Origin of the sequence: Microvirga antarctica, assembly GCF_017921815.1 — a bacterium.
In the GTDB taxonomy this organism is placed as follows: Bacteria; Pseudomonadota; Alphaproteobacteria; order Rhizobiales; family Beijerinckiaceae; genus Microvirga; species Microvirga antarctica.
Window position 1 is genome coordinate 1 of sequence record NZ_JAGEMM010000001.1, and the last position, 23,202, is coordinate 23,202.

Consider the following 23,202-nt stretch of genomic DNA (forward strand, 5'->3'; position numbering starts at 1 on the left):
TTCGGACGCCTGAAGGACTGGCGTCGTGTCGCTACACGCTACGATCGATGCCCGACGGTCTTCTTCTCAGCCATCGCCCTCGCCGCCACCGTCATCTTCTGGCTATAGCCAATGAGTCCTGACCCTAAGCCGTCGGGAATCGGTCTTGACCGGCTGATCCCCACTCAGCGAACATAGCTCGCCCCATTGACGTCGAGGGTTGCGCCGCTGAGGTGGCGGCATTCTCCCGAGGCCAGGAATGTCACGAGAGCAGCTATTTCCCGTGGAGGTACCCACTCGCCCATGGCGAGACTGGAATTGACGGCCGCTGCACCACCCTGCGAAGCCGCAAAATTTTCAGACATCTGGGTCTGCACGACGCCCGGCGCGACCACGTAAGTGAAAATGTTCTCCTTCGCATATCCCCGGGCGAGGGTCTGCGTCGCGGCTTTGATGGCGGCCTTGGAGGCGGCGTACGCGATCGTGTCCGGATCGGTGCTTCCACGCTGCGCCGACCAGCTCGAAATCGTGATGATGATGCCACCCTTGCTCTGGCGAAAATGCCGAACGGCGTTGCGCAGAATTCTCGCAGGCGCCAGCACGTTAACCTGAAGGGTTTCTGACCAGACGCGGTCCCAGGCAGCGTCATCTTCATCAATGCCACCATCCCACAACATCACCGCGGCATTGTTGACGACGACATCAATCCTGCCTCGCCAGCCAAGCGCGGCGCTCCATAAAGCCTCCACAGCACCCATGTCGCTGAGGTCCGCCTGCAACAGCATTTTGCGATCCTCCGGGATATCGGACGTGGCCGATTGCGCGCCTGCGAGATCGCTGCCGTATTGTGCAATGACCCTCGCGCCCGCTTCGCCGAGCGCTCGTGCAATGGCAGAGCCGATTCCCTTCGAGGCTCCGGTTACGAGAACCACCTTGTCGGCAAGATTCTGCATGTGGACGTCTCCGTTAGTGTCTGAATCAGGTCGCTGTGCTCAGGCGATTCCAGCGTCAACCGGTAGCAGCAATCCGGTCTGCGCCGCTGACAGGTCACTGGCGAGAAACAACACTGAATTCGCAACGTCTTCATCGGTCGCCATTCGCTGCAAGGCGCTCTGTTCTGCATTCTGGCGCAGGGCGTCCTCGACAGAAAGACCACCTTCTGCCGCGCGCGTTGTCATCCGCGTGATCAACGCTTCCGTCGCGATCGCTCCGGGCCCCACGGCGTTGACCCGAATCCCGTAGCGTCCGAGATCGAGCGCGGTCGCGCGAACGATGCCGAGGACGGCATGTTTGGTAGCCGAGTAAAGGCATTGACGGCCATGGGCCTTCCAGGAATTCAATGAACCCAGCGCGATGATTGATCCACCGTCCTTTTTCATGGCAGGGACGACCGCTTTGATCGTTGCGGCTACGCCCCTCACATTGACGGCGAACACTCTGTCCCATTCATCGAAATCGATAGTCTCTGTTTCTCTCCAGGGCGGCACAAGCCCGGCATTTGCCACCACGATGTCGAGTCGTCCAAACTGCTCGCGAACTTTCGCGACGGCTGCCTGCAATTCAGCGGCGCTCCGTACGTCGACCTTGGCGGAAATCCATCCAGAGGGAGCCGCCTGAGCCACGGCATCTTCATCGAGATCGAGCGCGATGCCAGTCGCACCTTCGCTCTGCAGGCGGTGGGCAATCGCTCGGCCGAGGCCACCACCGGCGCCTGTGACGAGTGCGACGCGGTTCTTCAACAGCCCCATGTCTTCATCCTCTAATTTCCATTACTCTGCCAAATCTGCCCACGTCTGCAAAACGAAAACGCACAAATGTTCGCGTTTTTCCTCGCCTTCGTGAACGTGGAGCAACCAAGAGGAACGCCGGCAATTGATCTTCCGATCGAACGTGCGATATACGAACAACTGTTCGTCTTCCTCAAGGGGTGCACTCCAATGGTCGAGGCTCTTGTCCGCAAGTCTCCCATCGCCATCATCGGTTCGGGAAGCATCGGTGTGGCATGGGCTATCGTATTCGCACGCGCAGGCCATCCGGTGGCGGTACAGGATACGGACATCGGACGGCTCGAAGTAGCGAAGGGCGATCTTTCGTCACGGCTCGCGGCGCTTGAGAGCTTCAACCTCATCGACGAACCACCGCACACCATCGCCGCACGCGTGCGGTGGTGCCGGGACCTCGCGGAAAGCGTCGCAGAAGCGGAGCTCGTGCTTGAAGCCGTCCCGGAAAATCTCGAGATTAAACGTATCGTCTTCTCGGCGCTTGATGTTGCTGCGCCCGCTGAATGCGTCCTCGCAAGTTCATCATCGGCCATCGCCGCATCGCAGTTTGCGGGTCATTTGCCTAGCCGCGCCAGGGTGCTGGTGATCCACCCGGGCAATCCACCCTATCTCATTCGTGTCGTTGAACTTGTGCCGGCTCCATTTACCGAGCCCGCAATCGTGGATCGCGCAGAGGCGATTCTGTCGGGCGCTGGCATGGTCCCGGTGAGAGTGCGGAAGGAGGTCGAAGGTTTTGTGTTCAACCGGCTACAAGGGGCGGTTCTCCGGGAGGCCTATTGTCTCGTTCGCGACGGCGTCGCATCCGTCGAGGACATCGACTCCGTCATGCGCGAAGGCTTGGGACCGCGCTGGTCAATCATCGGCCCGTTCGAAACGGTGGACCTCAATACCCGCGGCGGCATCGAGGCGCATGCGAAACGGTTAGGACCCGCATATGCGCGGATGGGGGCGGAGCGGGGACAAAACGATCCCTGGACAGACGATCTCGTGGCAAAGGTAAGCGCCGAGCGTCGCGCCAAGCTACCGCTCAGCGCCTGGGAGGAACGCGTTGCATGGCGGGACCGGAAGCTCATGGCAATGGCCAAGATCCGCGTCTCCACGGACGAACCCTGAAACAGTCCCCTTCGCGCTGGCTTTATGGAAGTCCCATGGCGATCCGCTGTGCGCCGGCCTGCAGTTCCGGCAAGAAACGGACACGCATATCGTCCAGAGTGACGCGCGGCGTCGGGCACGTGATGTTCAGGGCCGCGACTGTTGTCCCCGCTCGGTCCTTGATCGGCACTGACATCGATCGCAGGCCGATTTCATATTCCTGATCGACGATGGCCCAGCCCTGGCGGCGGGCCTCATCAATGGCGGCGCGCAATTTCACCTTCGAGGTCATGGTATTGGGCGTCAGCTTCTCGACCTTGAGCGCTTCGAGGTAGGCCTCGAATTCGGCATCCGGCAGTGCGGCCAGGAGAACCCGTCCACTCGACATGGCGTGCGCCGGAGCGCGGCTGCCAATGCTGATGCCCACGTTGACGAAACGGCGGGACTCTGCTCGCGCGATGTAGATGACGGAGTCACGGTCCAGCACTGCGGCGAAGCAGGATTCCTCCAGTTTCTCGGCGAGTTCGTCCATGACGGGACGCAGAACTTCCGTGAGGTCCATTGATGCGAGAACCGAGAAGCCGAGTTCCAGCACCTTCGGCCGGAGGCGAAAATATTTGCCATTCGTCTCGGCATAGCCCTCACGGACGAGCGTCAGCAGAAAGCGCCTTGCGGCGGCCCGGTTCATGTCGGTCCGCTCCGCCACTTCACTCAGCGTCATGGCGGGCTTGTTGCGGGTGAACGACCGGATAACCTCCAGTCCGCGCGCGAGAGAGTTTACAAAGTCGCGGCTTTCCTGTTCGACGATTTCGGGCATATGGCAAATATCAATTCTAAAAGGGAGGGAGGCAGGAGGTGATCGGCGTCACTTCTCCAGACCGGCTACGCACAGATACTTTATCTCGAGAAAGTCTGCAATTCCGTGCCGGGAGCCCTCGCGCCCTGTCCCCGATTCCTTCATCCCCCCGAAGGGAGCGCCCTCGTAAGAAATAATTCCGGTATTGACGCCAACGACCCCGAACTCGAGCGCTTCACCAACCCGCCACATACGGCCGAGATCGCGGGTGAAATAGTAGGCGGCCAGCCCGAACTCCGTCGCATTCGCAAGGGCAATGCCCTCTTCTTCGGTCTCGAAGCGAAACACGGGTGCCAACGGTCCAAACGTTTCTTCCCTGGCGACGCGCATGGTGGGCGTGACGCCAGAGATGACCGTCGGCTGAAAGAACGTCCCGCCGAGAGAGTGGCGGCTGCCGCCGACCAAAATCTCCGCGCCGTTTTCCAGAGCATCCGCAATATGCTCCTCCACCTTGGCGACTGCCGCTTCGTCGATAAGGGGCCCTTGTTCGGAGTCAGGGTCCAAGCCGTCGCCGACTTTAAGTGCGGCTACGGCCTCTGAAAGACGCTTCACAAATGGCTCATAAATGGCCGACTGCACGAGAATGCGGTTCGCGCAGACACAGGTCTGTCCAGTATTGCGAAACTTGGATGCGATCGTTCCGGCCACGGCTGTCTCGATATCCGCGTCGTTGAAGACCAGAACGGGCGCGTTTCCCCCGAGTTCGAGCGACATTTTCTTCACGGTGCTGGCGCATTTCTGCATGAGCGCTTTGCCCACTTCGGTCGAACCAGTGAACGTCAACTTGCGGACAATCGGGTTGGTGGCCAGCTCGTCGCCGACAACGCTGGCGGACCCGGCGAGAACGCTGAATACGCCATCAGGAATGCCGGCACGCCTTGCAAGCTCGCCCATGGCCAGCGCCGAAAGCGGCGTGGCGCTTGCTGGCTTGAGCACCATGGTGCACCCGGCGGCCAGCGCGGGGCCGGCCTTACGGGTGATCATCGCCATCGGAAAATTCCATGGGGTGATGGCCGCGCAGACCCCGACCGGCTGATGAATGACGATCAGGCGCCGACCATCGGAATTGTGCGGAATGGTTTCGCCATAGATGCGCTTCGCCTCTTCGGCATACCATTCGATGAAGGCCGCGCCGTAGAGAATTTCTCCTTTGGCTTCCTTCAGTGGTTTGCCCTGCTCAGCAGTCAGAATCGCCGCGAGATCGTCCGCGTGCAGCACCATCAAGTCGAACCACCGCCTCAGGATCGACGAACGTTCCTTCGCCGTCTTGGCCGCCCAGGCGGGGAGGGCGCGATGCGCCGCTTCGATGGCCCGGACCGTATCCTCGCGGGAGGCACTTGCCACTGTGGCGACCAAAGACCCGTTGGCCGGATTGGTGACATCCAGCGTCTTGCCGTCGGAGGAGGGGCACCAAGCGCCGTCAATGAACAGCTCGCTTTGGAGAAGGCCCGGGTCTTTCAACACGGGCAGGTTGCGGGTTTGAGTTGTGGCCAGATCAAGCACGGGGCTCTCGCTCCAAAACGGCGTTGGGATTTAACGAAGGACACTCTAGCACCCCACCCGCAAAAATGCGCACAAATGTTCATTAATGGGTGGGCGGCCGGGAGGTTTCTGATCTTTCTACGAGTCGCTATTCCCCACGGAGGGTCGCTTCCTTTTGTACGCCCGCCAGGTCATGGCCCAGCGGTCGGGATCTTCCAGGCTCTCGTACTTCATCTGGTGGATGGACTGATTGTGCGGCGCGGTCTTGACAAGGTCCGGCGTCGCATAGGCTTCCGCGGAGATTTGCGCGAGGACCGCGATCCAGTAGTCGAGATCCTCTTTCGAATACATCTCACCAGCTTCCGGCGTGAACGGCTCCGGCACCAGCCACGGCTCATGACTCAGCCAGTAAGCGTCCATGCCGAAATCCACCATGCGATTTTGCACGTCCAGGGTGCCGATCCCGGTTTCGGCCTTCATGGTCTCGAGGCTGTACCGGGTCATCTCCATCCGCCATGAATCCACGTCAGGGTTAGAGCGGGTGATGCCCCTGATCCCGAGCAGACCGACTTCCATGTAGTTGTTGGCCAGCACCGAGATATCGGATGCCTCATTGATCCCCTCGGCTCCCATGCTGCGCGCCCACGCATAGGCTTTCACCACCTGCGGAATGTTGCCCCAGAACTCCCGAACCTTCCCGGTGCTGTGGGGCCGGTCGGAATCGAGCGCGTAGCCGTTCTCCGTCTTGATCACCACCGGAGCCGGAAGGAATGGGGCGAGGGCCTCCGAACAGCCATAGGCGCCCACGGCAGGCCCGCCGCCGCCTTTCGGGGCACCAAAGGTCTTATGGAGCATGTACATGCAGGCGTCGAAACCGATCTCTCGCGCCCGGATCTTGCCCATGACGCCATTGAAGTTCGCGTGGTCGTAGAAGCAGAGGCCGCCAGCCTCGTGAACGATCCGCACCCATTCCTTGATATGAGGATTATAAATTCCCATGTCGTCCGGATTGTTGATCATCAGGGCGGCCGTGCGGTTCGACACAGCGGCTTTCAGCGCCTCGAGGGACGGATAACCGTCTTCCTCGAGCATCAGCGTGATCACCTTGAACCCTGCCGCAGCCGCTGTCGCGGGATTGCACGGATGGGTCTGGATGGTGGTGATGATCTCGTCGCGTTGTTCGAGTTCGCCGCGCGATGCATGGTAGGCGCGTGTCACGCAGCAATGGGTATAGGCTGCATCCGCGCCGCCGCCCGCCTGAAAGACGAACTGATCCATGCCCGACAATTCGCGCAGGATGAGATCGAAATTATGGACGATCTCGAGGGTACCCTGCAGATCTTCCTCGCTCTGATGGGGATGCACCTGCGCCAGCTCCGGGCGCGCAACGACGGCTTCGTTGACCGGCGCGTTGTATTTCATCGTGCACGTCCCGAAGAGACTGATGCCCATCATGCCGAGCGTCTGCTGCGACAGGTGGAGATAGTGCCGCAGCACTTCGGGCTCGGACAACTCCGGAAGAGAGGGCCTCGCCTTGCGCCGCATACTCGCAGGGATCATCGCGTCGATGCTCCCCGCAGCCGCGCGCAAGGCGTCTTCCGCCTGCGGAAACACGATTCCGCGCCGGCCGGGATGTCCCATCTCCATGACGACGGGTTCGTCCCACACCGCCGCGTGATAGTTGCGAAGTTTGATGGCGTTTGTCATGAGGCAAGAGCCTTGCTCAGCGCGGAGTGAAGCCTGTCGAGATCAGACTGACTGTGAATCTCTGTGACGCAGAACAAGGCGGCTTGGCCGAGCTCCGGGAAATCCGCGGAAAGATCCTTGCCCCCGAAAATCGCCTCCTTGCGCAAGCGTCGATTAATCTCAGCGACGCTCATCCCGGTCTCATTGAAATCGACGACGAATTCCTTGAAGAACGGACCCTCAAGCCTGATCCTGATGCCGGGTATCTCCTCCAGACGCTTTGCGGCGTAGTGGGCGCGCTGAAGAATGAGCGTCCCGACGTCGTGAAAGCCCTCAGGTCCCAGCAGCGACATGTAGACAGCGTTCGCGACAGCCCACATGTAAACAGAGTTACCTGTCCAATCCTTCCCCTTGTCGCGCATGCCGTAGGACGATTGATGGAACAGGCTCAGGCCGAACCCCCGCTCCCCGGCCTTGATGGTCTCACCAATGCTGATCATCAGGGTGGGATATTCGCGGGCATATTTCACTTCGTCGCGCGACGCGATGTATCCACCGACGCCGCCACCGCAGTTCATATGGACGCCCAAAGGTTGCGTCGGGCCGACAGTGATATCGGCACCGAAATCGGCGGGCGCTGCCAGGACGCCAAGGGAAATCGGATCCGCGCCGACAATGGTCTCCGCGCCGTGAGCCCTGGCCAATGCCGCGATCTCTGCGCCTTGCGACTCGATGATGCCGAAATACGACGGTGTTTCAAAGTAGACGGCCGCAACGCGCTCATTGAGTTTTGCGCGGAGGTCAGACAGATCAAGAAGGCCGGTGGCGGGGTCATAGGCGACGAGCGTGACCGCAAGATGATCCGACATCTCCGGCGGTTCGCAGTAGTTGCGAATGACCGACAGGCGCTCCGGATCGATCGCCTTCACCACCAGAACTTCTCTTCGTCCTGTAATGCGCGACGCCATCCTCAGCGCGTGACCGGCCGCGCAGCCCCAGCTGTATACCGGGAGCCCAACCAATTCCATGTTCACCAATTCGCCGATCTGGCTACAGAACTCGAACCAGGCCTGGTTGCGGCCATGGTCGGACATGGGCGACCCGAACACAGAGGTAAGGAATTCGGAACGGCGGACGATCTCCTCGCAAACCGCAGGCACATAATGTTGCCAGCACCCCGCGCCAAGAAAATTGAGGTTGGCTTCGCAGGTCTGATTCTTCGACAGGGTCTGTATCAGATGACGCCGCAATTCGCTCTCGGAGCTCAGGGCCGGCGGCAGAGCGAGGGGGCGAGAAAGACGATGGTCGGCGGGGATTTGCTCGAACAATTCCTCGATGGTTTTTGCACCGATCGCCGCGAGCATTTCCTGTTTGGTGCTCTCGACCGAATTGGCCATCCAAGGGTGAGCGGTCCCACGTGCGTACGTCACGATCATACCTCGGCTGCAGCGGCCCACGAAAAGCGGATTTTTGAGACCCGGCTAGGGGGCGCGCGATGATAATGCTCAAATTCGCACAAATGTGCGAAAGCGGCAATATCCCGCGATTGGTTTTAGCTCAGCCCCCAACACGCAGCATTACGCTGCGGCCTGGACCGATCTGAACCGGGATAAATCCTGAAAAAACGGCATCCAGGGATATGTCTCCTGTGTCCACGAAAAGACGGGCCGGCTTGAGGCCGGTGATCTTGTTCAACGAGGCCGCCACGATCACGTTCTCCCGGCCGATCCGTGCGAGCGCCCGAGCGCCCAACTGCTGATTGCCGCGTCCGAACAGGCAACCCTGGCCACCGATGACGCCTACAATCGCCTTGGCGGGGCCGGTATCGAGCAGCGCGAGAATGTCACTCTCTGTAAGGTCGCGCCCTACCAGGCGTCCGTCTCTGACGGCGTCGATGCCGAGCAGGGAGCCCCCAAGGCCGAGATGGTGCAGGATCCGTGCCGTCGTGGTTCCGGGCCCAAGGATATAGAGGCACCCTGGGGTCAGCGTTTCGGCCAGTTGGGCACACAGCGCTTCAAGCGAAGCGTCGTCGCCGTGTCCGACAGTCGATTTCGCGCTTTGGATCAAGCGGCGCTCGAAGGGCGTCCTCGCGTAGCCAAAGAGTCGGGTTGCAAACCGTCCGTCTGTGCCAGGACGGTCATCCCGATCCATGATCTCCGCCTCGCAGGTCTGGAGTTGGATCGCGTCCTGCGACAGACAGAGGGCTGCCAGCTGGCCGGCGCTCTCCGGAGTTGTTCCGAACACGCCGGAATGCATTTTCACCCCGGTTGGGATACCGAGCATCAAGGCCTTGTCCTCGACTATCCCGAAAATGTCCCGAGCTGTGCCGTCGCCGCCCGCAAAAAGAATCAATCCGCAGTGGGCATCGCGCATTTCCTGCGCTGCGTTGCGGGTATCGAGCGACGTCGAACTGGCGGCCGGATGATGGACGACGATGGGCCGATGGCCGGCCTGCCTCACCGCATCCTCGCCCATGAGGCCACCAGCTGTCATGATCTCCAGAGGTCCTGTCGCCGCAAGGGCCATAAGGGCTCGGCGGGCACGATCATTCGCAAGGGGCTGACCGCCGAGTCGCAATGCCGTTGCCACATCGGCAGGGCCATCCGTGCCTTTGAGAGCCACCGGACCGCCCATTCCAGCGATCGGATTGACGATCACCCCCAAGGTCCTTGTCTGCCGTTTAAGATGCAATGTCATGCGGAAAGGCTAACGCATCGCACAGCAAGCCAAAGGAAATTCTTGAACGGCGTGGTCTGAATTCAGGCCCTAATCTGGTTCAGGCCCACGATCTGGGGAACGCCTCGAATTGTTTCCTCACAGCCTCTCGGAATGCCGCTCGGGTTGTTTTGGGAACGGGACCAGGCCTTTCGCAGGCATGAGTCGCCTGCGCCGACTCGGCGCCAGCCCAACAAGTTGGAAGTTCGCTGAACGCCAAGCAGGAAGCAATCCAATCCATCCGGACTGTCGCACGAGACGGCCCTACGCTCTGCGCGAAAGGGACCATTCAGTGCCAATTTGGGAGTCCACTTTGTCAACATGTCCTACGCGGGCTCCACCTCAACGCCGGCATCAGCCAGATCCTTGAACCCGCCGATATTGAACACCGCTGTGTAGCCCATGTCCTGGAGTGTTTTTGCTGCCAGAGCCGAACGTCCACCAGACGCGCAGTGAAGAAGAATGGTCTTGTCCTTCTGAAAAGCCGGATTGTGATACTGGCTCTCAGGATCGGCGCGGAACTCCAACATGCCGCGCGAAACGTTCACGGCCCCTTTGATCTTTCCCGTTTGCTGGACCTCGGATGGATCACGAACGTCCACGACGAGCACGTGGCCTGATCGGATCTTTGCCACGGCATCAGGCGGCGGCAGTTTCGTGACGACCGCGTTTGCTTCGCCCAGCATATCTTTCACGTTCTTGGCCATCGTTTCATTCCCCGCACGGACATTCCCATCGGACGAGGGAGAAGGCTCCGCCCCGAGAAGACTCATGTCAAGTGAGAATGAGTTGAGTCTCTCGCGAGGTCAAACGCACGGTCGCCGCCCTGGTGATCGTCGAAATCAGCCTGCGGAGCGCGGCGCCCCCTGGCATACACCGGCTGGGTCTCAGTCCGTAAGTCACGATTTCTCATTGCGAAATGCATCGAATGCGACGTTGCTTCCTTCCATGTCGGGGCGAAAAATACCGGGTTTTGTCTCAACGTTCAAAAACTGGACGATAGATCGAGAAATCTCATCACGATGCGGGGAGGTTGATGGAGGACATGATGTTGAATGAAAACGACCATGGGAGTGTCACTCCGTGCCGTGTTGCCGGGGATAGGCGCAGGAGCTGGTAGGCTCGCGGCTCCCGCTTTTCGCTCAGCCGGGGAGAAAGTCGTCCGCTTGTGGTCGCAATTCGATCAGGCGTCCGCGCGGGATCCACGCGAGAAGGGTCCTGGCGAAATTGATCGCCGGGGTTGAGGCTGAGAACCCCGGGGGCAAGGTCGGCGCCGAACCTTAGAACTGGGTTCGGATGACCGACAAGTTTTGTCGGGACGGCTGACGGGTTGCTCTCGGCGCCGTTCCAACACACCTTGCCGGTCACCGCGACGTGTCTCGGTGCTGACATTGCGGCACGGCGGGCGGAGCATTGGCGAGGAGATCAGGGCGTGACGTCCGTTGCCCCTCGGGGCCCGCGGTATCTCGCTGACGGGCGTGACGGAGGCAAGCAAGGTGGAGGTCAGGCGCGGGCGATCGCCATTACCGTTTTCCCCGGCTGGCCACGACCATAGCAGCCTGGAGTCGCTTTTTCACATTGAGCTTCTGCAGGATGCGTGTGACGTGCCACTTCACGGTTTTTTCCGACAGGCCCATTCGCGCAGCAATCTCCTTGTTGCTGCTGGCAAGGCCGATCATTTTCAGAATTTCCTCTTCCCTCTCGGACAACGGCTCATGCCAGGATTTTAAATCCTGCCCAACCGGCGCGCGCTCTTCGATCTCAAACAGAAGATCGGCCGCAAGGCTTGGGGGCACGTATGTCCCGCCCGCATGGATCAGCCGGACGATCTGGACAAGTTCCGCACTCGCTGTGCCTTTGAGCAAGTATCCGCGGGCGCCTTCCTGCAGAGCCTGCCGGACGCTTTCCAGCCCATCATCGACGGTCAGCATGATGATGTTGATCCCCGGATGACGTCGCTTGATGGCTGCAACCGCCGACAGCCCGCCGCCCGGCATAGCCACATCGAGGATAACCACGTCGGGTGCATGTCCGTCGCAGAGGGAAAGCGCTTCGTCCGCCGTGCCGCCTTCCCCGACGATCTCGAAATCCTGTTCGGATGTGAGAGCGTAGATGATTCCTTCCCGATAGATCGGGTGGTCGTCCACCACGGCAATTCGGATGGTCTTATCCGCCATGAGCATCATCCTCTGGCAGGGGCAACCGCGCCGAGAGTGCCGTTCCCTCTCCGGGTTTGCTGACGATCGTCAGCTCTCCGCCAAGGCTGCTGATCCGGTCGCGCAGACCTTTCAGCCCGAGACGAACGTCCCCGTTGTCGAGACTGACGCCGATGCCGGGTCCGTCGTCCGAAATGTCGATGATGACGGCTTTGCCGTCGCCGCAGACCGAGACACGTTGATTGGCGGCATTGCCGTGCTTGAATGAGTTGTTGAGACCTTCTTGCAGAAAGCGGCACAGCGAGATCTTGACGAAATCAGGCGCCCGCGACGGCAGGTTGTTGAACGAACTTTCGACTTTCGTTCCCGTCTTGCGTTCGTGATGGGCCACCATGTAGCGAAGCGCCTCGGAGAAGCCAAGTTTCTCGACCTCCGGGAGCAGCATGCCGCGGCAGAGATTGCGAATGTCCGCAAGGGCTTCCAGGAGAGCCTCGCGAATTCTTTCCATGTTTTCGGCTCCATCCTTACCCGGCTGCAACCGATCGAGGCGCAGAAGAGCGAGGCTGACGAGCTGGGCTACGCCGTCGTGGAGATCGTACCCCAGGCGACGGATTCCGCGCTCGAGATTGTCGGCGGCATTCTGCGCGCCCAGCGCGATGCGACCGCGCAGGATATCGTTCTGGTGAAGAAGGGTCGAGAGCTCGGCCACCCGCGCAGACAGAGCGAGCCGTTGCTGATCGATAGTCTTGCTTCCCCTTGCCACAATCGAAAAGAGCGCGCCGATCATGAGGATTGTGATCAGGCCTGAGACGCCCCAGCTGTGCCACTGCGCTTGCTTGAGTTCGGCAGCCAGCGGCTCGGCGCGTTCGTGAAATTCGAGGACTGCGATGACGTTTCCCGAGTTAAAATCCCGAATCGGCGCATAGACTTCTAGCACCTGGAAGCCGTTCGTGATCTCCCTGTGATCTTCCTCGAAGGCGAGGTTGTCGAAAACGGTCGTGACCGCACCCTCCCAGGCAATGTTGGGGCTGGGGTTCGCAGGAAAACGGCGGCCGATCAGGTCCGCCTGCGTGCTGTAGGCGATCAAGCCTTCGCGCTTCCAGACATTGATCGCCGTCACATGGTCCCGCACCGCCCGACTCGTCATGGCGACATTGAGCGCCTCGATATTTTGGACAGACAGAGAGTCGCGGTGGGCCAGCTCCTGGAGATGGGGAGCCACGAAGCTGTTGATGTAAAGCGCCGCCTGGGTGGCCGCAACGTCGGTGACGCCTTCCTCGATCTTGCGCGTCACCCAGACGCCTTGTGCGATCATCCCGAACAGAAGAACGCCGGACGCAACGAACAGGAACTGCCGCGCGAGGTTCTGCTGTGACCTTTTCCCGGCAGACGTGAAAGTGGCCTGAAGACTCATGGGTCGGAGCTCTGCCGGGTTGCAGAGTCGCACGAACAGGCTCTTGCAAAAGTACTCATGGACAGAGAATAGCGGGCTCGTCTCAAAAGGACTATTCGGATTTGGTACCCCGTTTGCATTTGTCCGCCGGGGACGGCGGCCGAGCCGCCGGCTGCTCCGCGACCGGTCTCGGCGTACGTCGAAAAAACGATACTTCTCAATGGCTTGCCAATGGCTTCCGCAAAAGGTCCGACCTGTCGCCCGACCAAGGTCGTAGGTCGCGCCCGACCCCTCCCGGGACCTCAGTCCGTCTGGTGAGCGCATCTCTTTGCTGCGCTTCTAAGTCGAAATGAACCCCGCCATCGCCAGTCCGGAGAAACGATCATGGTAAACCTTGTCAAGCACGACCTCGAGTTCATGCTCAAGCAGATTAAGATCGCCGAAGCGCACGCGGCTGGTGGAGATCTCCAGCAACTCGTCGCGCAGGCGGGTGGGTTCGACCCGAACGCTGCTGACACGCCTGCCCAGGCGCACCTTCTCCCCTACGGCCTGCGGACTGTCGATGGAAGTTACAACAACCTCATCGACGGGCGAGAGCAGTGGGGCGCGGCAGACCAGCCGTTCGTCTCGATGTCGCCGGCGAGTTATCTCAACGAGGGTGACGATGCACTGATGTTTGGAACGCCCGCCAATCCCGTCTGGCTGACCAACAACAACTACGCCTCGACGGGCGGGACCCCTGCGCCGGGTCAGTTCCTGCCGGCTGGAACGGTCGTGGACGCGGATCCCCGGCTGATCTCAAACCTCATCCTCGACCAGACGAGCAACAACCCGGCCGCAAAGGCCCTCTACGAGTCGATGTTGGCGGAAGGAAAGGCGGTTTCGCGGACGGCATTGCTGACCGCGGATGGCGAACCGGTCTGGGAGACGGCGCCGGTCCTCGACGGCGATGGAAACGCGGTGACGCCCGGCGAGCCGGTCTGGAACTACACCTTCGTCAACGTCTCGCCGGATATCGGCGACTCGGCTCCCTACAATTCCATGATGACCCTGTTCGGGCAGTTTTTCGATCACGGGCTCGATCTCATCGCCAAGGGCGGCAACGGCACGGTCTATATCCCGCTGGCGCCGGACGATCCGCTCTACAATCCCCTCACGCCGCATACGAACTTTATGGTCATGACGCGGGCGACGCCCGGCGCCACCAACACCACGACGCCATGGGTCGACCAGAATCAGACTTATACGTCGCACGCTTCCCACCAGGTGTTCCTGCGCGAATATGCGCGGGAAGACGGTGAGACGCTGGCGACCGGTAGGTTGCTCAACGGCGAGCGCGGCCTCGCGACGTGGGCGGACGTCAAGGAGCAGGCCCGCACGATGCTGGGCATCGAGTTGACCGACGCGGATGTGGCCAATGTACCGCTCCTGCGAACCGACCCTTACGGCCGTTTCATTCCCGATCCGGTGACCGGCTATGCCCAGGTGATCGTCGGCATCGGCGCCGATGGCGTTCCGAACACCGCGGACGATATCGTCGTGTCGGGCACGCCCGACGCGCCCGTCAGTCTCACATCGGCGGTGCGCACCGGCCACGCGTTCCTTGACGATATCGCCCACGCGGCGGTTCCGGTCCTGATCGGGGGCGTCCTGCAACAGGACAGCGACAGCGATGTCGGCTATTCCGGCGCCTTCAACGGGCAGGGCAAGCAGACCTCATACGACAACGAGCTTCTTGACGCGCATTACATCACCGGTGACGGCCGCGGAAACGAGAATATCGGCCTTACGGCGATTCATCACGTCTTCCATTCCGAGCACAATGCCATCGTCGACCAGCTGAAGGAGGTCATTTTCAGCTCCGGCGATCTCGCCTTCCTCAATGAGTGGCTGCGCACGGATGTCACGTCGTTTCCAAGCCAGGCTGATGCGGCGTCCCTCCAGTGGGATGGCGAGCGTCTGTTCCAGGCCGGCCGCTTCACCAACGAGATGGAATACCAGCATCTGGTATTCGAGGAATTCGGCCGCAAGATGCAGCCGGATGTGGACGCGTTCCTCTTCGAACCGTCATCGGACATCAATCCCGCCATCTTCACGGAGTTCGCGCAGGCCGTCTATCGCTTCGGCCACTCGATGCTGAATGAGAACATCGATCGGATCAACGCCAACGGCACCTCCTACAACATCAGTCTGTTCGAGGGCTTCCTCAATCCCCTGGCACTGGGCAGCGTGGATGCTGAAGGAAACGTCATCGTCGATCATCATGAGGCCGCAGGAGCGATCATCCGCGGCATGTCGCGCCAGGCCGGCAACGAGATCGACGAATTCGTGACCGACGTTCTGCGCAACCAGCTTGTCGGCATCCCGCTCGACCTTGCGGCCCTGAACATCGCCCGCGGCCGCGACATGGGACTCCCGACGCTGAACGAAGCGCGGGCCCAGTTCCAGGCCATGGCAGGGCGAGACTCGCAGCTGAAGCCCTATGTCAGCTGGGCGGATTTTGCGCTCAACATCAACAACCCGGCATCCATCATCAACTTCATTGCCGCCTATGGGCAGCACCCGACAGTCACGGCCGAGACCACCATCGACGGCAAGCGGGCCGCCGCGCTCCTCCTTGTGCTCGGCGGCGCCGATGCGCCGGCCGACCGGGTGGACTTCCTGAATTCCGTCGGAACCTGGGCCAACCGGGAGACCGGCCTGAACGACATCGACCTCTGGGTCGGCGGACTGGCCGAAAAGAAGATGGATTTCGGCGGGATGCTGGGGTCGACCTTCAGCTTCGTGTTCGAACTGCAGATGGAAAACCTGCAGGAGGCCGATCGGTTCTATTACCTCTCCCGGGTTCAGGGGCTCAACCTGCTCAACGAACTGGAGAATAACTCGCTCACCGACATCATCATGCGGAACACGGACCTGGGCGATGAAAACGCGACGGCATTGCCGGGCGATATCTTCTCAACCCCGGATTACACCCTCGAACTGGATCAAACTCGCCAGATCGGCGCTGACCCGTCCCGCGTCGATCCCACCGATCCGACACCCAATCCAGCCGATGTGATTATGGATACGATCGCCCCGCTGGTCGTGCGGCGCGACGTGGACGGCGATGGGGACAACGACGTCCTGATCTACAACGGCTCGGCCCACGTAGTCCTCGGGGGAACCTCAGAAGACGATCTGCTGGTCGCAGGCGAAGGCGATGACACCATCTGGGGGCGTGGCGGCAATGACACGATCGAGGCCGGCTACGGAGTGGACATCGTCCATGGCGGCGATGGCGACGACATCATCACCAACGCGGGTACCGATATCGGAATGGCCGATTTCCTGCATGGCGAAGGCGGCAACGACGTCATCCACGGGGGCAGCGGTCTGGCACTCATCTTCGGCAATGAGGGCAAGGACTTCATCGTCGGCGGACCCGACGGGAAGCACGTGCTCGGGGGAACCGGCAACGATTTCATCATGGGCGGCGATGGCGGCGATTTCCTGCTCGGCAACGAGGGCGACGACTGGCTGGAAGGCGGCGGCCGCTTCGACACCTTGGCCGGCGAGAACTCCGAGCTGATGTTCAATTCGACGATCATCGGACACGACGTCCTGAACGCCGGCGGGAGCGACGGCGACTACGACGCGGAATCCGGCGATGACATCATGTTCCAGAGCGATGGCATTCAGCGCAACAATGGCATGGCGGGGTTTGACTGGGCCATCCACAAGGGCGATGCAACGGCCGCCAATTCAGATCTCGGGATCCCCATTTTCGCCAATCAGGAGGCCTTCATCCTGCGCGATCGCTTCGATCTCGTCGAGGGACTCTCGGGCTGGAAGCATGACGATCGCCTGACGGGTCGCGTGGTCGCCGTGAACACCCGCGCGGAGGCGACAGGAACGGCTGCGATTCCGGGTCCAGATGCACCTCTGGAATCGTATTCCAACGCGCTGCTGGAAAAGAATGTCGGACTCATCCGGGGTCTGGACACCCTCGTGGCACACCGCGAAAGAACCGTGGCGACCGATGCTGACGGCAATGTCATTCGGGACCAGAACGGCAATGCGGAACTGATCGTGATGGATACGGCGGACGCGTCCGATATTCTTCTGGGCGGCGGCGGCAATGATACCACCGAAGGAAAGGCCGGCAACGACATCATCGATGGTGACCGTTGGCTCAATGTCCGGATTGCCATCCACAACGCGCAAGGGTTCGAAATCGGCTCCGCTGACGGCATGTCGTCAAAGGTGTTCAATGCCAGCGGGCAGGAGCTGTTCGGAGGGCGGACGCTCGATGCGCTGATGTTCGACGCAACCCTCAATCCCGGCCAGCTTCACATCGTCCGGGAGATCCTCGACGGGAATGAGGCGGGAGATGTGGACGTTGCGGTCTACGGCGACAGCGTCGATAACTACACGTTCGTCCGCAACGGCGACGGGAGCGTCACCGTGGAACACGTCACGGTGACGGCCGAGACGGATCCGACGACCGGCAATAATCGCATTTCGGATGGCATCGATCGTCTGTTCAACATCGAGCGCCTGCGCTTCGCGGATGGAGAATTCGCGGTCGAGGATCTCATCAACAGCCCCGCCACCGGGCTTCCGATCATCAGCGACATGACGCCGACCGAGGGGCAGACGCTGACTGTCGTGACCGACGGCATTCAGGATGCCAACGGCCTGGGCGCCTTCTCGTATCAATGGCAATCCTCGGCGGACGGCGTGACCTGGACCAACATCGCAGGTGCGACAGCGGCAAATTTCACCCCTGACGATAACCTTCTGACGTCGTTCGGAGATCATGCGGGATTGCAGCTTCGTGCCGCGGTGACCTTCACGGACGGTCGAGGAAACGTCGAAAGTCTTGTGTCTGCGGCCACGCGGGCGGTGGGTGTCGACTGGGACGCCGTCCTGTCATCGACATTCAACGGCACCGCCGGCGACGACATCGCCGATGGGTCGCTGTTCTCCGACGTTCTCAACGGCAATGCCGGGGATGATGACCTGGACGGAAACGGGGGCGCCGACACCCTGATGGGTGGGCAAGGAAACGACCGTCTGGAAGGCGGCGCGAACTCCCTTTTCGGCGCTGGCGATACGGCTGTATTCTCGGGGCCAGTGACGAACTATTCCTTCTCGCTTGCCGGCGCCAATCTCGTGGTGGCGGACACCCTGGGGGCGGATGGGACCGATACCCTGAGCGGCATCGAAATTCTGCGATTTGGCACCCAGAACCTCACGCTCCGCCAGGGCACAGGCGGCAGCAACGCGCTCAACGGCGGAACGGGCGAGGATCTGGTTCTCGGATTTTCCGGGAACGACGTGATCGATGCCGGTACCGGCGATGATGTCATCCTGGCCGGCGATGGCAGCGACACCATCAACTGGGACGCGAATGCGACCGGGAGCACCGACGGTCGCGACATCATCGACGGAGGGGCGGGCGAGGACACCTATGATATCGATGGGCGGGCCAGCACGTCGGAGGTCTTCCGGGTCTACACCCGCGACGCGGCCATCGCCGCTGGCATGACGGGTCTTGCGGCCAACACTGAGATCGTGATCACGCGGAACGGCACCAACAACGCGTCGATCATTGCCGAGCTCGATAACATCGAGGAGATCTCCATCGGAACGCGCAGCGTGGCGGTTCCAGGCGGACCGACGGGCGGCACAGCGGGCAGCGGCGATTCAGTTCTCGTCATCGGTGACTTCACGAGCACCAGCTTGAACTACAATACCATCACGGTGAACGGTACCGCGGGCGACGACACCATCGACATCTCGGAACTCGCATCTGCCCACCGTATCGTGTTCCGCTCGCAGGGCGGCAACGACACCATTGTCGGGACTCTGCGGGCAGCGGACGTCATCGAGTTGGCGCCCGGCATGACGGTGGCAGATTACACCCTTGTCGATAACGGCGACGGCACGTCGACACTGGGTTGCGACACGCACAAGGTCACCTTTGCAAGCTCCGGAACGCCGACTTTCGTGGAGGCCGCCGCCCTGCCGCCGGTGGTGGACGTGCCGGTCGGGCGCGCGATTATGGACCACCACCTCACTGGCGGTGCCCGCAGCGATATTCTTGAAGGCGATGCCGGAGCCGACCAGCTCTATGGCAATGCCGGACACGACAGGCTTTATGGCCAGGAAGGCAATGACCGGCTCTACGGGGGCACCGGCAACGATACCCTGGTGGGCGGCAGTGGCAACGACACGATGGCGGGCAGCCTCGGCAACGATGTCTACTACGTCGACAGCCGCCTCGACCGAGTGGTGGAATATCGGGGGCAGGGGACAGACACGGTGATCGCGTCCGCCACGCATGTCATGGCCGCCAATGTCGAAAAGCTCCTGCTCGTCGGTTCCGCCGACCTGCGCGGCAGCGGCAACAACCTCGACAACGCGTTGACGGGCAATGCCGGCGACAACGTTCTGAAAGGCGCAAGCGGCCGGGACGTTCTCAAAGGCGGCAGCGGCGATGATCGCCTGGACGGCGGGACTGGAGACGACGTGCTGATCGGAGGGGCGGGCAACGACATCCTCCTGGGGGGTGCCGGCAACGACAGGCTCTCAGGCGGGAGCGGGGACGACACCCTCAAGGGCAATGCGGGCCACGATATCTTCGTTTTCGATCGCGGGGCCGGCCGGGATACCGTGGTCGATTTCCGACACGGGCAGGACCGGATCGACACCCGGGCGCTGCAACGTGTGGACGACCTGTCGGACCTCACCCTCCTGCAGCAGGGCAACGACACTCTCATCAGCCATGGCAGTGAGATCCTCGTTCTGAAGGGCGTCACCGCGTCCGATCTCGATCAGACCGACTTCATCTTCTGATCCCTGGGAGACAAGGCCCGTCCGGTGATGACCACCGGGCGGGCGACCGGCTTTGTCGCCCTCCAGACAGCCCCGGACCCGGCCTCTGTCGCGTTTCATTAAGGACAATCGTGATGCCTCCATCATCCCGTCGAGATCGCATCAGCCTTCTGGCATCTTGCCGGGGGGCCTTGGTGGGAGTCGCTTTGCTCAGTGGCCTCATCAACGTCCTCTATCTGTCCGGGTCGCTCTTCATGATGGAAGTCTACGACAGGGTTCTTCCCAGTCGTAGCATTCCGACGCTTGTGGGCCTCTCGGTGATTATCGTCATTCTCTACCTGTTCCAGGGCGTGTTCGACATGATCAGGGGGCGGATCTTCGCGCGTGTGGGGGCGGCGATCGACGAGGATCTCAGCCAACGGGTGTTTCAGTGCCAGGTCTCCGCGCCACTTCGCGACACCGCTGAAGGGGACAGCCAACAGCCGCAGCGGGACCTGGATCAGATCAGGGCTTTCCTGTCCGGCGGCGGGCCATCCGCGCTCTTCGATTTGCCTTGGATCCCGCTTTATCTTGCCGTCTGCTTTGCGTTCCATCCCTGGATCGGGTGGGTAACGGTTGCGGGCGCAAGCGTGCTGGTGTGCCTGACGATCCTGACTGATCTATTGACGCGGAGCGCGTCTAGCGCCGCTGTGGGCGCCGCTATTCGACGCAATGGCATCGGCGACGGCGCGCGCCGGAACGCCGAGGTTGTGCGTGCAATGGGAATGGCCGGTCGCATGGGCACACTCTGGGGCCATGCGAACGCACAATATCTGTCTCATCAGCAGAGAGCATCCGACGTCGCCGGCGGCCTTGGCGCGTTCTCCAAAGTCCTGCGCATGCTGCTGCAGTCGGCGGTGCTCGGCGTGGGTGCCTATCTGGTCATCGACAATCAGGCCACCGGCGGCATCATGATCGCCTCGTCGATTCTGGTTTCCCGCGCGCTCGCTCCAGTCGAATTGGCCATCGCCAACTGGAAGGGGTTCGTGGCTGCCCGTCAGGGCTGGGAGCGGCTCGGCGATCGGCTGTCGAAAATCGCCGAGACACGCGATCCGATCAGGCTTCCCGCGCCGCGGATGACGCTGTCACTCGAAGGGGCGGGCTCGGGGGCGCCATCGTCGAAGCGTTTTTCGGTGCAGGACATCTCGTTCGAGCTGAAAGCGGGCAGCGCCTTGGGTATCATTGGTCCCAGCGCGTCGGGCAAATCGTCTCTGGCTCGCATGCTGGTCGGCGTATGGCCGACATGGCGCGGGACGGTTCGGCTGGATGGTGCAGCCCTTGACCAATGGAATGGGGACGACCTCGGACACCATGTCGGCTACCTGCCTCAGGACGTGGAGCTCTTCGCCGGGACGGTCGCGCAGAACATTGCGCGCTTCCAGGTCGATCCCGACCCGCAAACCGTGATCGCTGCCGCCGTTGCGGCTGATGTCCATGCGATGATCCTGCGACTTCCGGAGGGGTACGAGACGCAAGTCGGCGAGGGCGGAGCCGCTCTGTCCGGCGGCCAGCGTCAGCGCATCGGGCTCGCCCGGGCGCTCTACGGCAATCCGTTCCTCGTGGTGCTCGATGAACCCAACTCCAATCTGGATGGCGAAGGCGAGCATGCGCTGACGCAGGCAATCCTGGGTGTGAAGGCACGGCAAGGCGTGATCGTGGTGATTGCCCATCGGCCGAGCGCCATCGCAAGCGTGGATCTGCTTCTCGTGCTCGCCGAGGGCAAGGTCCAGAGCTTCGGTCCAAAGGACGACGTCATCGGGCGGGTCCTGCGCCCGGTCGACGCAGGCGCGCGGCGATCGACCCCACCCGTCAAGGCGACTGATCTTCGAGGAGCCGCATCATGAGCCCGATCCACACATCACAAGCCCGCCGGTCCATCAAGAACCATACCCGGCTCGCCTTTGGGGGCGCGCTCCTCCTCGTGGGGGGGCTCGGCGGATGGGCCTTCGTGACAGAGCTCTCAGGCGCCGTGCTCGCGCCCGGAACGGTGGTCGTCGACAGCCATGTCAAGAAAGTGCAACACCCCACCGGGGGCGTCGTGGGCGAGATCCGTGCCCGTGACGGCGACAGGGTCACGGCGGGCGATGTGGTGATCCGCCTCGATGAAACGGTGGCGCGCGCCAATCTGGCCATGGTCACCAAAACGATCGACGAGATGATGGTGCGACAGGCCCGCCTCGAGGCGGAGCGCGACAGTGCCGGCGTCATTCAATACTCCGCTGTGATACAGGACAGGGCCGGCGAGACGGAGGTCTCCGCCCTGATGCGGAGCGAGCAGCGGCTCTTCGACAATCGCCAGGCCTCCCGACTGGGGCAGAAGTCGCAGTTGCGGGAGCGCGTAGCGCAGCTGCGCGAGCAGATCGACGGCACCACCATTCAGGTGGAGGCGAAAGCCGACGAGATCCGGCTGATCCAGGATGAACTCGCCGGTGTCCAGGAACTGTGGCGCAAGAACCTCATTCCGCTCACCCGGCTGACCGTTCTCAAACGAGAGGAAACGCGCCTTCGCGGCGAACGCGGGATGCTCGTCTCCAATGTGGCGCAGGCAAAAGGCCGAATCAGCGAGACCGAGCTCCAGATGCTTCAGATCGATCAGGATCTGCGCAGCGAAGTCTCGACCGAGCTGCGGGACCTTCACACGAAGCTTGCCGAATTCGCTGAGCGGAAAGTCGCAGCTGTCGACCAGTTGCGACGCGTCGACATCCGGGCGCCGCAGGATGGCGTCGTCCACCAATCCGTCGTCCATACGGTGGGCGGCGTCATCCCTGCGGGCGATGCCCTCATGCTGATCATGCCGGAGGGCGAGAGCCTCTCGGTCGAGGTCAAGGTCGCGCCGCAGGACATCGATCAGTTGCGCCAGGGCCTCGACACGGTCTTGCGGCTCTCCGCGTTCAATCAGAGAACGACCCCGGAGATTGTCGGACGCGTCTCCCGCATTGCCGCGGATCTGGTCGTGGACCCCCGCAGCGGCATCTCGCATTACCCGGTGCGGATTGACATAGCCGACTCCGAGCGCGATCGCCTCGGGGGCGCCAAGCTGGTGCCCGGGATGCCCGTTGAAGGGTTCATCCAGACCGGTTATCGGACCGTTCTCTCCTATCTGACGAAGCCTCTCACCGACAATATCGCCCGGGCGTTCCGCGAGGAATAGAACCGCTCGTCACGCGCCGAAAAACGGGTTCGATCATGCCCGTGCGCGCG

At 61.7% G+C, this 23,202-nt stretch carries 14 protein-coding genes and 1 pseudogene; 5 read left to right on the forward strand and 10 right to left on the reverse strand.

The features are described from left to right. Positions 1-108 (forward strand): annotated as a pseudogene (locus J4G32_RS00005) (IS5/IS1182 family transposase); the annotation flags it as partial. Between the two features lie 56 nt (positions 109-164). Here J4G32_RS00005 and J4G32_RS00010 read toward each other — a convergent pair. Both J4G32_RS00010 and J4G32_RS00015 read right to left on the reverse strand, forming a co-directional pair. Beyond that, positions 165-932: an SDR family NAD(P)-dependent oxidoreductase gene (locus J4G32_RS00010; protein WP_210482653.1), complete on the reverse strand. Its 768-nt coding sequence runs from the start codon at positions 930-932 to the stop codon at positions 165-167. A gap of 39 nt (positions 933-971) precedes the next feature. Then, positions 972-1,727 carry an SDR family NAD(P)-dependent oxidoreductase gene (locus J4G32_RS00015; RefSeq protein ID WP_210482655.1) on the reverse strand — a complete coding sequence of 252 codons (756 nt, stop codon included), beginning with the start codon at positions 1,725-1,727 and terminating at the stop codon, positions 972-974. 189 nt (positions 1,728-1,916) lie between these two features. Between J4G32_RS00015 and J4G32_RS00020 the strand changes: the two genes are divergently transcribed. Beyond that, a complete protein-coding gene (locus tag J4G32_RS00020) occupies positions 1,917-2,873 on the forward strand; it encodes a 3-hydroxyacyl-CoA dehydrogenase (RefSeq protein ID WP_210482657.1) in 957 nt (318 codons plus the stop codon). 22 nt (positions 2,874-2,895) lie between these two features. Here J4G32_RS00020 and J4G32_RS00025 read toward each other — a convergent pair whose 3' ends face one another. The 8 genes from J4G32_RS00025 to J4G32_RS00060 all read right to left on the reverse strand — a co-directional run bounded on the left by J4G32_RS00025 (position 2,896) and on the right by J4G32_RS00060 (position 13,161). Next, on the reverse strand, positions 2,896-3,669 hold the full coding sequence (locus tag J4G32_RS00025) for an IclR family transcriptional regulator domain-containing protein (RefSeq protein WP_210482659.1): 774 nt from the start codon (positions 3,667-3,669) through the stop codon (positions 2,896-2,898). Between the two features lie 48 nt (positions 3,670-3,717). After that, positions 3,718-5,202 (reverse strand): NAD-dependent succinate-semialdehyde dehydrogenase, encoded by a 1,485-nt coding sequence (locus J4G32_RS00030; RefSeq protein WP_281413513.1) that lies wholly within the window; start codon positions 5,200-5,202, stop codon positions 3,718-3,720. Between the two features lie 126 nt (positions 5,203-5,328). Further along, complete coding sequence (gene gcvPB, locus J4G32_RS00035; protein ID WP_210482661.1) at positions 5,329-6,897, reverse strand: aminomethyl-transferring glycine dehydrogenase subunit GcvPB; 1,569 nt, start codon at positions 6,895-6,897, stop codon at positions 5,329-5,331. Next, on the reverse strand, positions 6,894-8,306 hold the full coding sequence (gene gcvPA, locus J4G32_RS00040; RefSeq protein WP_210482663.1) for an aminomethyl-transferring glycine dehydrogenase subunit GcvPA: 1,413 nt from the start codon (positions 8,304-8,306) through the stop codon (positions 6,894-6,896). The genes gcvPB and gcvPA overlap by 4 nt, the downstream gene beginning before the upstream one ends. A 127-nt stretch (positions 8,307-8,433) precedes the next feature. Beyond that, a complete protein-coding gene (locus J4G32_RS00045; RefSeq protein WP_210482666.1) occupies positions 8,434-9,534 on the reverse strand; it encodes an ATP-NAD kinase family protein in 1,101 nt (366 codons plus the stop codon). 383 nt (positions 9,535-9,917) lie between these two features. Then, the gene (locus J4G32_RS00050) at positions 9,918-10,298 is read right to left on the reverse strand and encodes a rhodanese-like domain-containing protein (protein WP_210482674.1); all 381 of its coding nucleotides are present in this window, start codon (positions 10,296-10,298) and stop codon (positions 9,918-9,920) included. An 816-nt stretch (positions 10,299-11,114) separates the two neighbouring features. Beyond that, entirely contained in the window at positions 11,115-11,768 is a 654-nt protein-coding gene (locus J4G32_RS00055; RefSeq protein ID WP_210482677.1) for a response regulator, read from the reverse strand. Beyond that, positions 11,758-13,161 carry a sensor histidine kinase gene (locus J4G32_RS00060; protein ID WP_210482679.1) on the reverse strand — a complete coding sequence of 468 codons (1,404 nt, stop codon included), beginning with the start codon at positions 13,159-13,161 and terminating at the stop codon, positions 11,758-11,760. Before J4G32_RS00060 ends, J4G32_RS00055 begins: the two co-directional genes overlap by 11 nt. Before the next feature lie 363 nt (positions 13,162-13,524). On the opposite strand from J4G32_RS00060, the gene J4G32_RS00065 reads away from it, so the two are divergent. The 3 genes from J4G32_RS00065 to J4G32_RS00075 all read left to right on the forward strand — a co-directional run bounded on the left by J4G32_RS00065 (position 13,525) and on the right by J4G32_RS00075 (position 23,152). Next, positions 13,525-19,983, forward strand: coding sequence for a peroxidase family protein (locus J4G32_RS00065; RefSeq protein ID WP_210482681.1), 6,459 nt, complete (start codon positions 13,525-13,527; stop codon positions 19,981-19,983). A 113-nt stretch (positions 19,984-20,096) separates the two neighbouring features. Continuing rightward, entirely contained in the window at positions 20,097-21,845 is a 1,749-nt protein-coding gene (locus J4G32_RS00070) for a type I secretion system permease/ATPase (protein ID WP_210482683.1), read from the forward strand. Continuing rightward, positions 21,842-23,152, forward strand: a complete 1,311-nt coding sequence (locus tag J4G32_RS00075) for an HlyD family type I secretion periplasmic adaptor subunit (protein WP_210482685.1) — start codon at positions 21,842-21,844, stop codon at positions 23,150-23,152. The genes J4G32_RS00070 and J4G32_RS00075 overlap by 4 nt, the downstream gene beginning before the upstream one ends. Positions 23,153-23,202 lie beyond the last annotated feature (50 nt).

Excerpts from the sequence above, each read along its gene's own strand:
- J4G32_RS00010 (WP_210482653.1), bottom strand. The coding sequence starts at position 932 with ATGCAGAATCTTGCCGACAAGGTGGTTCTCGTAACCGGAGCCTCGAAG.
- J4G32_RS00015 (WP_210482655.1), bottom strand. The coding sequence starts at position 1,727 with ATGGGGCTGTTGAAGAACCGCGTCGCACTCGTCACAGGCGCCGGTGGT.
- J4G32_RS00020 (WP_210482657.1), top strand. The coding sequence starts at position 1,917 with ATGGTCGAGGCTCTTGTCCGCAAGTCTCCCATCGCCATCATCGGTTCG.
- J4G32_RS00025 (WP_210482659.1), bottom strand. The coding sequence starts at position 3,669 with ATGCCCGAAATCGTCGAACAGGAAAGCCGCGACTTTGTAAACTCTCTC.
- gcvPB (WP_210482661.1), bottom strand. The coding sequence starts at position 6,897 with ATGACAAACGCCATCAAACTTCGCAACTATCACGCGGCGGTGTGGGAC.
- J4G32_RS00050 (WP_210482674.1), bottom strand. The coding sequence starts at position 10,298 with ATGGCCAAGAACGTGAAAGATATGCTGGGCGAAGCAAACGCGGTCGTC.
- J4G32_RS00055 (WP_210482677.1), bottom strand. The coding sequence starts at position 11,768 with ATGGCGGATAAGACCATCCGAATTGCCGTGGTGGACGACCACCCGATC.
- J4G32_RS00060 (WP_210482679.1), bottom strand. The coding sequence starts at position 13,161 with ATGAGTCTTCAGGCCACTTTCACGTCTGCCGGGAAAAGGTCACAGCAG.
- J4G32_RS00065 (WP_210482681.1), top strand. The coding sequence starts at position 13,525 with ATGGTAAACCTTGTCAAGCACGACCTCGAGTTCATGCTCAAGCAGATT.
- J4G32_RS00070 (WP_210482683.1), top strand. The coding sequence starts at position 20,097 with ATGCCTCCATCATCCCGTCGAGATCGCATCAGCCTTCTGGCATCTTGC.
- J4G32_RS00075 (WP_210482685.1), top strand. The coding sequence starts at position 21,842 with ATGAGCCCGATCCACACATCACAAGCCCGCCGGTCCATCAAGAACCAT.